Here is a 13,418-nt window from a genome sequence, read left to right on the forward strand (position 1 = left end):
GCATACATTCCATTTTCTGAAAACAGGACAAGAATAACGTTTGTCCGGGATGAACGGTATCAGCTTAGTAAGAACCGGGTTCCGACAACCAGCAGTAACACAGCAAAGATACGCTTCAGCGTATCAGAAGGCAGACTATGTGCCAGCTTCGCACCAAATCGGGCAAAAATCACACTCATCGATACAATACCAAGAAAAGCAGGCCAGTAGACGTAACCTGTCGCCCATTCAGGCAACAACGAATTACCCCAGCCTTCCTGAATATTCACCAGAGCCCCCACAACCGCAATTGGCAGTCCTACCGCGGCTGAAGTTGCCACAGCCGTCTGCATCTGAGCATTACACCAGCTCAGAAAAGGTACTGTCAGAGATCCTCCTCCGATACCAAAGATTGCGGATGCCCAGCCAATGACACCACCAGCTCCTATCAGACCAGGCCTTGCAGGAATAGTTCGACTGGCTTTGGGCTTCAGCCCCAGCCCCATCTGAACGGCAATCACAATCGCAAACACACCAATCACCTTCTGAAGCACAGGGCCACTGAGCGCCCCTGCAGTCTTTACGCCAATAGCACTGCCCACCACAATGCCGATTGCAATCGCACTGAACCAGTCCCAGCGAACAGCCCCCTTAGCATGGTGTGCTTTGACAGAGCTGACAGAGGTCACCACAATCGTCGCAAGAGAGGTTCCCACCGCCAGGTGCGTCAGGATTTCTGGTGCCATCCCCTGGGATTCAAATGTCAGAATCAGTACAGGAACAATAATTAAGCCCCCGCCAATACCAAATAAACCAGCCAGAGTGCCTGCTGCGGCCCCCAGCACCAGATAAAGCAGTAATGTTGTCATATGAGTTGGTTCCTGATACAGCAGAACACAGGGACAGCCAGGGTTCCAGGGAAAACAGGGCTCTTCCTGAAGAGAAAGTATCAATAGAGAAGCGCTCCTGTTCTGGTTACATTATCTGCCAGGAGAGCAGAGCACTTCTCGCAAGAGCGAAGAATTATACCTCAATCGATCCGCTTGCATACTGGCTACGCCAGTAATCAACCCGGTCTCTGAGCTCAGATGGATGGTAGGGCTTTGCCAGATATTCATTCATACCGGCATCAAAAAACTGCTGACGTTCGCTTTCTATAACATTCGCAGTCAGTGCAATAATGGCAGCTGGTGTTCTCTGTAAGCGAATTTCACTCTGTCGCCACAGGCGCGTAGTCTCAATACCATCCATGTCAGGCATAAAGATATCCATCAGCACAACCTGGTACCGCTTCCGCTGCATCATATCCAGAGCTTCCGCTCCACTGAACGCCACATCCACGTCATAGCCCACCTTCTGTAATACTGAGCGGGCCAGCATAGTATTCACAGGCCCATCATCCACAACCAGAACATTGAAACCGGATAATCCGGATTCAATATCCGGACGTTCAGATCTCAGCTCTTGTTCTTTGTCAGCGATGGCCGGAGCGTTCAGCCAGCTGTCTTTTGCCAGCAAATTAACCGTTTCCACCTTCTCGTAGAGCTGATGCAAAATACTTTCAGCATGCTCCGGATGATGTGATATTCGCTCAGCCAGAGATCGTATATCCTGTAAGGGCTGTTCAATTTCTCTGCGCATCGCCTGCAGATATTCAGTTTGCAGCTGAGAGGCTTCGATAGCCCTGTCGCGGTCAAACCGGACCTGATCATGTTCCTGATACTGTTCAGAAAGATCAATCAGCAGGCCGATAACAGCAGGATGCGTGGCAGACCGGGCGTGAGTCGATGAATGCCGGATCAGTATAAGATTGACTTTCCGGCCAGAACCTTCTGCATTGGTTAGAGTAAGGTTCTGCTGACTGACACCATGAGCGGGAGGAGCAACTGGAATATATTCAGAAACAAGATGATGTTTAAGCTCTGATTCTGAACGACCAAAAAAGCGCTCAAAAGCCTGATTACAACCTTTAAGGCGGAACTCTTTATCAGTATCAAAGACAGGCAATGGAATTGAGTTCAGTACATTCCTGAAGTACGAATCCTGCTGGCGGGCCTGATTCTTCTCCTTATTCAGAGATTCCTGCAATACCGCATTTTCACTGGCCAGTTCCTGAATCAGCTGAGCAGTCTGATGAATTTCCAACACAGGAGAGTTCAGTAATAGCCCCTCATCATGCCCCGAGTTTTTGATCACTTCTCTGAAGTAATCCAGGGGTCCCATCATATAGCGGCTCATTTTCTTCGCTTTTACGTATTGCGAAAATGAATACAGGCTAAAGACCATCAGATTCATGCCAACTACAACGGTCATAATATCAAACAGATGCTCTGAAAAACGGATCGCATTAGCATAAAGATTGACTTCCCGGGTGACCGCCAGAAGTTTCCATCCGGTACCCGGAACAGTATTCCAAGCCACAATGCTTGGTTCATTCAGACTGATCTGAGCCAGTCCGGCCTGCTGATGAGCAACCAGACGTGACAGCTCTGTCAAGTCGGCCCGTTTATATAAATTAAACTGAGAAGGTCTGAACTGATTAACGTTGACGTTTCTGAAACTGAGCTGGCGATCTGATAACTCAGTCAGCCCCAGATCTTCCTCGCCTTCCGGAGGTAGTGCCAGAATGTTGCCATTCTGCCCAACAAGAATGCCATATCCCGGCCATTGCTGGGGTGTTGAGAAAAGTTCATTGATCAACCCCTGAATCGTCAGATCAACCCCGACAACCGCCTCCAGACGTTCACCTTTATAAACCGGAGCAATATGAGAAATCACCCACCCCTTACCTGCAGGATCAAGATAGGCATCTGTCCAGACAGGATTCCGTCCTGGGTTATACTGCTCTGCAGCCAGATAATAAAAGCTGAATTCAGTCACATCCAGGTCTGGCAAAAACTGCTGATTAACATCAACAAAAGGGTAGGATAAGTTCAGGCTATCACTGGTATTCAGATAAACCTGCTGAACAAGAGGATTACTACGCTGAATATCCGTCATGACATCACTAAGTGGTAACCAGCGACGGATTTCGGATTCCCTCAGATCCGGATATGCCGACATGACAGAATAATATACCGACACCCCTTCATCCTTTCGGGGCTTCATCAGAACGCCATGACGGGATGATACAATCGGTGTAATCTCATCAGTCAGAGCACCAGTCATGGTCTGGCGAATAGCCTGATTCCGAAGTATATTCAGTGAACCCTGTACATGCTGAAGCTGCGCGGAAATCCAGTCTGTTTTTGACTGCAGCGCCTGAATCATCTGTTGCTCCTGATCCTTATGGGCTTCAACAATATGGCTCTGATTCAGAATAAAAAAAGCAGTCAGAACCACTGACAGCAGCAGTGCTTCAATCATCAGAAGCTGTATCATACCAGAGCGAACATACACTCTGGTCAGCCATTGCTTCAGAGTAATTAGTGAAGAATGATCTGAAGAAGGTGTCATTAGCATCCCTGTGACTTATCGGGCCAGATTTCAGAAATCGTTTCTGTATTTCGTATCATACACGTTCCTGATTAAATTTTAACCAGCTTTACTATACGGAATCCACTATGTGCCTCATTCTTTTTGCCTGGCAACCGGAAGCAGAATATCCTCTTGTCGTCGTGGCCAACCGGGACGAGTTTTATCAGCGAGCGACCCGGACTCTGACATCATGGCCTGATAGCCCGATTGTAGCGGGTCGCGATCTGCAGGCAGGAGGCACCTGGATGGGAGTAACACCGGAAGGCCGCTTCGCTGCAGTCACCAACTACCGTCGCCCTCAGGATATGGGGCAAGCATTTTCCATCAGTCGGGGAAGCCTGTGCCAGGATTATCTGGAGAGTGATCTGTCTCCGGAAGATTACCTCAGAAAGATAGGTCCGGATGCCATGAAAGCCGGTGGTTTCAATCTTATTATTGGTACCCGTACACAGCTGGCCTATGGTACAAACCGGTATCCCGGCAAGAATGATGAACCAGAGTGGCACTGCCAGTCAGCTCTCCAGGCCGGCGTTTACGGCTTAAGCAATGAGTTACTGAACTCCCCCTGGCCAAAAGTATTATCTGGTCAAAAAAAGCTAAAACAACAGTTACAACAGCCGTTATCAGAAACAGGTTTACTCAGCATTATTCAGGACACTTTTCTCGCAGATGATCAATTATTACCTGACACAGGCATAGGGCTGGAAAAGGAACGCTTCCTGGCACCCGCCTTTATTATCAGTAGTGAGACTTACGGTACCCGAGCCAGTACATTACTGATTCGGGATCAGGCAGGTAATCAGACTCTGATCGAACAAAGCTGGTACCCTTTTGCCGTTACCGGACAAAAAACCCGGGTGTATATGCCCAACGGCGAAGCGGCTGTCAGATCTTATCAATAACGGAAACTGCTCAAGTATGATACCCCTGAGACCTCTGCTATTTACGGCTGCATTACTGATTCTGTCGGGCCAACCGGCATACAGCTTTGAAGACCAATGGATTGATACAACACTTCGAAGCCGATTCAGCGATGCACATTCAGGTTATGCTTCTGTATTGTCTCCGGCCTACCTGGATAACGATTTTCAGTATTTGTGGCAGGATGAAACCGGCCATCCCGGTCAGGCAGCTAAGAAGCTGATACGCCTGGTCCGTACATTTATTGCTTTATCTCCCCGGCACCCCTTGCTGGAAGACTACCGCATATTTCTGCAACGAAGCCAACAACCCATGCCACTGGCTTTACCGCGCTATATTCTGGCCAATGATTTACTTTACAGCAATATGCTGGCCAGACTACAGGATGATATCAGCAAGCGCTTTTTTCTCCAGTCAGATCAGGATCTGGACCATAAACCCTATAAATTTGGTTACGAAGATGCCATAGAAGAAAGCATCAGCACACCTCCGGAATGGAGAAATCATCTGACTCAGACACTGATTAACGCCGGACAACAAGAAGCACAAGAACGTGAGCAGAGAATGCAGGCTCTGGTGCAGTCTCTTTACCCATCATACGGACAACCAGAATCTCTGGTACAAGCGATAGAATTCTGGCAACAGGAAGCAGAACAACGATGGCCAGAGTTACCTGATTTAAAGCCCGGTCAGTACATCAAACCCGGCGAGATTCAGCCTGACTGGATTCCGGTTATGACAGCTCAGTTAAAACGCCTGCGACACTTACCGGAAGATTATCTGCCAGATGCATCCGGTTTGTACAATGAAACTCTCAGTAAAGCAGTAAAAGCACTTCAGGCACAACACGGACAATATGTCGACGGCGTGATAGGCCCTGACACCCGGAATATTCTCAACCGCACACCCAACCAGAGAATCCGACAACTGGCACATAACTTCCGCCGCCTTTATTACCTGAATAATGAAAGCAGCCCGAATTACATTATGATCAATATGGCGGATTACCGGCTAAGACTGGTTGAAAATCACCAGACCACACTCAGTATGAAAGTCATCACGGGCGGAGTGAACAGCCGAACTCCGATTATGACTCAGAAACTGACCTCAGTTATTCTGAGTCCACGCTGGAATATTCCTGAAGGCATTGCCCGGAGTCAGATTCTGCCAAAGGCTTTCCAGAACCCTGAATACCTGGATCAGAATGGTATTCTGATGGTTGATGGCTGGAGTCAGCCCATGAAGGTTATTCCCGGAAACAGCATCAATATTCATAACTATACCCCGAAAAACTTCCCTTACCGGCTGGTACAGTTACCGGGACATTCAAACCTGTTAGGCGATGTAAAATTCCGCTTATCTAATAATAAAGCCATTTATCTGCATGATACCCGTGGGCATCATCTTTTTGAAAACCGGGAACGGGCACTGAGTAATGGCTGTATTCGTCTCGAATCAGCACTTCCTCTGGCAACCCGTATTCTGGCAATGACCGGGCAGGACTGGAATGATCAGACAACGTATCAGGCGGTAGTAACAGGACAGGAACGTTATATGAAGCCACCCGAACTACCCGTTTACCTGATGTACTGGACAGTCTGGCAGGATGAACAGGGTAACTGGCAATGGCGGGATGATATCTACAAAAAAGATCAGCTCCCCGGAGAACCGCCTGTCAGTACAACGACGTCTTTATTAGCAGAAAAAACCGAAGACTCGTCAGCTCACAAGGCCGCAACATTACCAGAAACTCGGACGGATGTCAGAAACGCCATTGACAGAGCAGTCGCCCGACGTCATGCAGATAGTGAAGGCTGAAGCAGCTGACTGAGCCCAAGCTCATCCATTGTCAGGCTGATCTGTTTCAGTACCTGTTCAGACGTTTCCAGATGCATCACAGAATCCAGTAGCTGAGCGGCATCCCTGCGGTGCAACCGGCGAATAGCCGATTTGACTCTGGGCAGGTTAACGGCATTCATAGATAAGGAATCATATCCCATGGCCAGTAACAGAATAGCCCCTCTGGGATCTCCGGCCAGTTCTCCGCACAGACTCAGGCGACAATCCGAATGTTTAATATTACGTGCAATCGTATACAGAGCATTCAGCACTGCTGGATGAAAGCTGCTGTATAAATCGGCAACTCTTGGATTATTGCGATCGACAGCCAGTAAATACTGGGTCAGGTCATTACTGCCTACAGATAAAAAGTCGACATAGCGAGCGATCTGATTGACCTGATAGATCGCACCCGGAACTTCAATCATGACGCCTATATCCGGACGTCTGAGACTAACCCCTTCCTGACATAACTCCTGAAATGCCCGTTCAATCAGAGCAATCGCTTCTGTGACTTCAGGAATATTACTCACCATCGGCAGCATAATTTGCAAATTATCCAGGCCTTCGCTGGCTCGTAGCATAGCCCTGACCTGCACAAGAAACACTTCTGGATGATCCAGAGTAATTCGGATACCCCGCCAGCCCAGAAAAGGATTAGCTTCATTAATAGGAAAATAAGGCAGTGCCTTATCCCCGCCAATATCAAGAGTGCGCATGATCACTGGCTGAGGAAAAAAAGCTTCCAGCTGTTCCCTGTATACGGCTTGTTGCTCACCTTCTGATGGAAAACGTTCGCTGATCATAAAAGGCACTTCAGTCCGGTATAAACCGACACCTTCAGCACCATGATTCAGGGAATGAGTAATATCCTGTGCCAGCCCCGTATTAACCATCAGAGGCATTTTATAGCCATCCAGTGTTTCACTGGGCAGACCAGCAATATGTTCCAGCCCTTTCTGTAACTTCTCTTCAGCCTGTATCAGCTGGCCATACTGGATGAGCAGTTCATCACTGGGCGAGTTAAAAACAACCCCCTGATAGCCATCGACAATCAGTTGCTGCCCATCCAGGGCAGCAACAGGCAAATCGACTGTGCCCATGACAGCAGGCAGGCCCATGGCTCTGGCCAGAATAGCCACATGGGAATTAGACGAACCCTGAACAGATACCAGACCTGCCAGTTGTTCTTTAGGCACCTCGCCCAGCATTGCTGGCGTAACCTCTTCACTAACCAGAATCGCCTGATTCGGAAAGGCATCCCGGGATTGGTCCTTTTTCTGCAGATAAGCCAGAACCCGACGTCCCAGATCCCTGATATCCGTTGCTCTCTCTTTCAGATAGTCATCTTCTGATAATTCAAAAAAACGGGCATGCCGGGTGACCACCTGACACAAAGCTCCCTGAGCCCAGTTTCCCTCTTTAATCTTGCTGATCACTTCCTGACCCAGTGCACTGTCATCCAGCATCCTCTGGTAAGCTTCAAACAAGGCCCGTTCTTCTTCACTGAGCCGCTGAGCCAGACGGCGGTTCACCTCATGGATATCATTACGTACCGATGCAAGAGCTTCACGAAACTGAACTATTTCAGAATCTGTATCTTCAGGCTTACGATCAGGTACAGTATCCAGATTAGCCAGCGGCTGTATCACTACTGCAGTTCCGACAGCAATACCCGATGTACCCTCAACACCTTTAAAGCAACTGCCACGAATACTGCCCAGATATGAATCCTGGAGCAAACTTATACCCGTGGCCAGAGAATGAGCAAGCAATCCTGCCAGCTGAGCAGAAACAGTAACAAGAAAGGCTTCCTCTCCCTCATCAAAACGCCTTTTCTCCTTATCCTGGACCACAATAACCCCCAGAATACGTCTCTGATGGATAATGGGTACGCCCAGAAAACTATGGAATTTTTCTTCACCTGTTTCAGCAAGATACACATAGTTAGGATGGCTGGTAGCATCTTCCAGGTTAACGGGCTCTTCTCTCTGACCAACATACCCTACCAGCCCCTGGTCCGCTTTCAGTGATACCTGTTTAATAGATTCTTTATTCAACCCCATACTGTCCATCAGGACATAATTCTGATTACCATCATCAGACAGATAGACAGAGCATACATCTGTTCTCATAGCCCGGCGTACCCGGCGCACAATAATAGAAAGTGTCTCATCCAGACTTCTGGCTGAGTTCACTTCCTGAACGATGCGCTGTAACGTTTTGAGCATATTTACCTTCTGTATCTGTACAGATAAATCAGTCCTGATCGTCCGGGAAGGGTCGATACGAGTTTCTATTATAACGATGAGACAATTCTTTCAGAGCACGACGATAAACTTCACGTTTGAAAGATACCACCTGCCCGAGTGGATACCAGTAACTCACCCAGCGCCAGCGATCAAACTCAGGAGAAGGAGAGTGATCAACACAAATATTCGTTTCAGTACACCGCAATCTTAGCAAAAACCATTTTTGCTTTTGTCCGACACAAATTGGTTTGCTATGCCGACGAATCATCTTTCTGGGTAAACGGTAACGCAACCAGCCCCGGGTGCATCCCAGGATATCCACATCCTCCTGATTAAGGCCAATCTCTTCTTTCAGTTCTCTGAATAAGGCCTGCTCAGGGGTTTCATGCTCTTTTATACCACCTTGCGGAAACTGCCATGCATCCTGCCCCACACGGCGTGCCCATAACAACTGGCCGTACTGGTTTGTCAGGATAATACCGACATTGGGTCGATAACCATCAGCATCTATCACGCAAATCACCTTAGTATTTTATTAAGGCTATTGTTTCACAAAGCACCGGATCACATCAATCCACTGCGACTTATCCCTTCTTGTAATATAAGACTATGTCATATCAGTGTTTTTTGATAATCCATTCATGTGCATTGCCAGGTTCTGCTTTACTTGTCTTATCTCTCTGAGATAATCAGATCTGTTTTCAGCCATCTGAATATCCATTGGGAGAACGTTTGTGGGACTGGCCATTTTTGATCTGGATAACACCCTGATTGCAACTGACAGCGATCACGCCTGGGGAGAGTTTCTGACAGAAAAAGGAATTGTAGATGCTCAGGTATATAAAGAAGCTAATGATAAATTTTATCAGGACTATCTGAATGGCTCTCTGGATATCATGGAATATCTGGCTTTTTCTCTTGCCCCTCTGGCACAGCATGAACCGGGTCAGTTACAGCAATGGCATCAGCACTTTATGCAGGAGAAAATCGAGCCTGTCCTGTTGAACAAAGCATTTGAAAAACTGGCCTGGCATAAAGATCAGGGGGATTTTATTCTGATTATTACAGCGACTAATCGCTTTGTTACCGCCCCTATTGCTGAGCGCCTTGGGGTCGACGAACTGATCGCCATCGAACCTGAAGTTATTGACGGGCGTTATACTGGCCGTGTATCAGGTATTCCAAGCTTCAAAGAAGGCAAAGTAATCCGACTGAATGCCTGGCTGGAAGATAAAGACTACGATCTGGCTGAAACCTGGTTTTATAGTGATTCGCACAACGACCTGCCATTGCTAAGATTAGTTGGTAAGCCCGTTGCCGTTGACCCGGATAAGATGCTTCTGGAAGAAGCACAAAGTCAGAACTGGCCCGTTATCTCGTTTAGAAACTGATACCGGCTCTGTAAAGAAATAAAAGAATCCAGTCATACCGGACTCTTTTATTTCTACTTCAAATCTGTTTTTCTTATAAACTGGATATAGCACATGGCCTGAATATCACGATGGAGGCTGTAATCCGGAATCCGGGGTTTCTGTGTCAGTATTCTTTCCGAAAGCTCCATTCCTGATTCCTGTCCATGCCAATAGTCCCTACACCAGGTGAGACAGGATGCATAAGCTGCTACTAAAACAATTAGAACAAGCTATACACCATTCTTCTGACGGTCAGCCAGACCTCGATCATTTGCTGGAAATAATCAGCCAGCACTATGATGAAACAGACAGAAAAAATCATCCGTACCAGCCCTACATTACAGCCTTATCCAGCGATGCAAACCAGAATATAACACACCAGGCCAGAGACTACTTTGAGAATGCTCTTGATCAGATTGGAGATGGTGTACTCTTTCTGGATTGTAACGGCAATATTACTGGTTTGAATAAAGTTGCCTGCAGTTTAATGAATCAACCCGCAGCGGAACTAAATAGAGAGAATATAAGCAAAATTTTCACTCAATTACCAGACTGGGAAGATCAGACTCATCAAACCTGCGAGAGTCGTCTGAAACACAACTATTTGCCTGTTGAGCTGATAAAAGGAAATACAGAACACACTGATGGCCAGGAGCGTCTGCTGATTTTCAGAGATATCAGTGAACGCTTACAGGCACGAGAAAAGCTGCAGGACAGCGAACAGAAATTCAGAGATTATGCTGAATCATCATCTGACTGGTTCTGGGAAACCGATGAGCAGCACAGAATAATCGGGCTCACCGGGTATTCCGCTCTGATGAATAAAGATCAGAGAGATCAACTGATAGGCCGAAGCAGAATGGAGCTGATGAAACATGCACCAAAAGAGATTTTTGCACAACATATAGCAGATCTTAATGCCCATCGGCCTTTCCGGGATCTGGAGTATGAACTGGAGCTCCGCAGTGGTAAAAGCCTGGTGTCGATCAGTGGTAAACCCATATTTAATGCAGATGGCCAGTTCACAGGCTACCGGGGTAGCGCCCGGGATATCACAGAGCAACAAAAAAGCCATGAGTCATTACAAAGGCTGGAACACCAGCTGCGCACTGCTATTGGCAGTATGAATGAAGGTATCGCTTTATTTGATGCTCAGGATAAACTGGTACTCTTTAACGACAGGGCCAGAGAGATCTACAGTGCTATCGCAGATGTGATTAAAATCGGCAGTAACTATAGCGATATTGCCAGAGCTCTAATCGAACGAGGAGCCTTCAGGCTGGAGACTGATTCACGGCACTGGCTGACCAATCAGATCAGTAAAGATACCCGCTTCACCCCCAGGAATAATATTGTCCGGACCTGCAATGATACCTATATCAGAGCGATAGAGTATCCAACGCCTGATGGCGGTACCGTAGGTATTTACAGCGATGTGACCGAAACCGTTATTCTTCAGAATAATCTCAGATCAGAGAAAGAGAAGGCAGAACAGGCTAATCAGGCAAAATCTGATTTTCTTGCTAACATGAGCCACGAAATACGCACACCAATGAATGCCATTATAGGCTTAAGTTTTCTGGCTACTCAGGATGAACATTTAACTGAGGATCAGAAGGAGCACCTGGAGAAAATTCACAGTTCATCAAACCATTTACTGGGAATCCTGAACGATATTCTGGATTATTCCAAAATAGAAGCGGGGAAGATGTCAATTACCCCCCATGAGTTTGAGTTTCAGCAACTCATACAGCAAACAACAACCTTTGTTCAGCCAGCAATCAGGGAAAAGCAACTGGATCTGTACTGGGATATCGACCCTCAGATTCCTGAGTACGTCGAAGGAGACCTTCTCCGCCTGAGTCAGGTAATGATTAATCTGGTCGGAAATGCTGCTAAATTTACGGATGCGGGACATATCATAATATCCATGTCACTCAGGCATACCGGAATGAACAAACGCTTTATGCTGGACATATCAATTCTGGATACAGGAATAGGCATATCTTCTGAACAGCAAGCCCGGCTTTTTGCTCCTTTTACTCAAGCGGATAACTCCATTACCAGGGACTATGGCGGCACCGGGCTTGGCCTCAGTATATCCCATCAATTGATTGAACTGATGGGTGGAGAGCTATCACTGAACAGTTCTCCTGGTCAGGGTAGCTGTTTTTCTTTCTCTGTTATGCTATCGGCTAAAAGCGAGACCAGCTTCTGCCTGAGATCGGCACTCAATCACCAGCATATTTTCTTGCTGGATAACAACCCGTTTTCATACAAATCTATCCGCCCCCTCCTGGAATACAATCAATGCCAGATCAGCTTATTCGATAACATAGAACATCTGATTCAGACACTCAGGCATACTTCATCCGGGCTGATCATTCTTGACTGGGAGCAGTTAACAGCAGAAAAACAGCGGATAGTCGCTGAGCTGCAAAAAGAAAGGACTATTCCCTTATTGATCATTAGCACTCAGAGCAAACAGATAATAAAAACACACTTCACTGACCAGTCATTACTTTCTGTTATAGAAAAGCCTTTTACACCTCAAGCCTTATGCGATGGTCTACAACACCTTCTACAAAATAACCTGTCTGAGGTGATACCCCTAGCGTATAAAGAAGAAAAGGACGATAACTATCAGATATTGCTGGTTGAAGACAACAGTGTTAATCAGATGGTCGCAGGTCGCTTCCTGAAAAAGATGGGACTTGAATATGATATTGCTGAAAATGGACTCAAGGCACTGGCTCAGCTGGAGCTAAGTCAGTACGACCTGATCCTTATGGACTTACAGATGCCGGAAATGGACGGTATCACGGCTACAACAAAGATCCGACAATATACTGCATTCAAAGACTTACCAATCATTGCCATGACAGCTAATGCAATGCAAGGAGATAAGGAACAATGCCTGCAAGCTGGCATGAATGACTATATATCTAAACCTGTCAGCTATTCAGAGCTTCAGGACAAATTAACATACTGGCTATACAAGGAGCTCAATAATAGCTCACAATTAATAAGGCAGTCTGAGCAGGAAAAAACAGCGCCAGTACTCTTATTGAATCCAGATAATTTAATGGCCCGTCTGGATTACTCAGAAGAGCTACGAGATATACTGATCAAAGAGTTTTTAACAAGTATACATCACCTTCAGGGAAATACTTTATACGAACAGCTAGCTTGTTTGGACCATACCTCTTTGCAGAGTGAGCTGCATAAGCTGAAAGGGTCAGCAGCAACTATTGGAGCAGACTTGCTGGCTCATCAAGCTGAGCAACTGGAAAAGTCACTTCAAAACTCCAGCTACAGCGAAGTCCAGAAAAAAAGCAAACTGCAGGAAATTCAGGAAACCTTGAATAAGAGCTTAAAACACCTGAAAGCACTGATATAAATTTACACTGCCCTTCCAGTATATTTCCCACCTTGAGTTTTCCTCTTCAACGAAAAAACCCCGGTCATAGAGACCGGGGTTCTTAATTTAAAGCTTGATGATGTCCTACTCTCACATGGGGAGGCCCCACACTACCAT

The 13,418-nt window shown here is 46.7% G+C and carries 8 protein-coding genes; 4 read left to right on the plus strand and 4 right to left on the minus strand.

The genetic code is table 11. The features are described 5' to 3' along the window. Positions 1-59: 59 nt before the first annotated feature. Together H4O21_RS16745 and H4O21_RS16750 are read right to left on the minus strand one after the other, a co-directional pair. Positions 60-848, minus strand: a complete 789-nt coding sequence (locus H4O21_RS16745; RefSeq protein ID WP_182810026.1) for a sulfite exporter TauE/SafE family protein — start codon at positions 846-848, stop codon at positions 60-62. A 154-nt stretch (positions 849-1,002) separates the two neighbouring features. Continuing rightward, positions 1,003-3,435, minus strand: coding sequence for a response regulator (locus H4O21_RS16750; RefSeq protein WP_182810027.1), 2,433 nt, complete (start codon positions 3,433-3,435; stop codon positions 1,003-1,005). Positions 3,436-3,542: 107 nt separating this feature from the next. Between H4O21_RS16750 and H4O21_RS16755 the strand changes: the two genes are divergently transcribed. Together H4O21_RS16755 and H4O21_RS16760 are read left to right on the plus strand one after the other, a co-directional pair. Continuing rightward, on the plus strand, positions 3,543-4,358 hold the full coding sequence (locus H4O21_RS16755; RefSeq protein ID WP_182810028.1) for an NRDE family protein: 816 nt from the start codon (positions 3,543-3,545) through the stop codon (positions 4,356-4,358). A 16-nt stretch (positions 4,359-4,374) separates the two neighbouring features. Then, the gene (locus H4O21_RS16760) at positions 4,375-6,195 is read left to right on the plus strand and encodes a L,D-transpeptidase family protein (RefSeq protein WP_182810029.1); all 1,821 of its coding nucleotides are present in this window, start codon (positions 4,375-4,377) and stop codon (positions 6,193-6,195) included. Here the strand turns inward: H4O21_RS16760 and ptsP are convergent. Both ptsP and H4O21_RS16770 read right to left on the minus strand, forming a co-directional pair. After that, complete coding sequence (ptsP, locus tag H4O21_RS16765; protein ID WP_182810030.1) at positions 6,174-8,447, minus strand: phosphoenolpyruvate--protein phosphotransferase; 2,274 nt, start codon at positions 8,445-8,447, stop codon at positions 6,174-6,176. The two genes, H4O21_RS16760 and ptsP, sit on opposite strands and share 22 nt — an antisense overlap. Positions 8,448-8,475: 28 nt before the next feature. Beyond that, positions 8,476-8,982, minus strand: coding sequence for an RNA pyrophosphohydrolase (locus H4O21_RS16770; protein WP_182810031.1), 507 nt, complete (start codon positions 8,980-8,982; stop codon positions 8,476-8,478). A gap of 220 nt (positions 8,983-9,202) precedes the next feature. On the opposite strand from H4O21_RS16770, the gene H4O21_RS16775 reads away from it, so the two are divergent. Together H4O21_RS16775 and H4O21_RS16780 are read left to right on the plus strand one after the other, a co-directional pair. Beyond that, positions 9,203-9,859, plus strand: coding sequence for a histidinol-phosphatase (locus H4O21_RS16775; protein ID WP_182810032.1), 657 nt, complete (start codon positions 9,203-9,205; stop codon positions 9,857-9,859). A 217-nt stretch (positions 9,860-10,076) separates the two neighbouring features. Continuing rightward, positions 10,077-13,280 carry a response regulator gene (locus tag H4O21_RS16780; RefSeq protein WP_182810033.1) on the plus strand — a complete coding sequence of 1,068 codons (3,204 nt, stop codon included), beginning with the start codon at positions 10,077-10,079 and terminating at the stop codon, positions 13,278-13,280. Positions 13,281-13,418 lie beyond the last annotated feature (138 nt).

The organism is Oceanospirillum sediminis (assembly GCF_014164585.1).
GTDB classification, from domain to species: domain Bacteria; phylum Pseudomonadota; class Gammaproteobacteria; order Pseudomonadales; family Halomonadaceae; genus Oceanospirillum; species Oceanospirillum sediminis.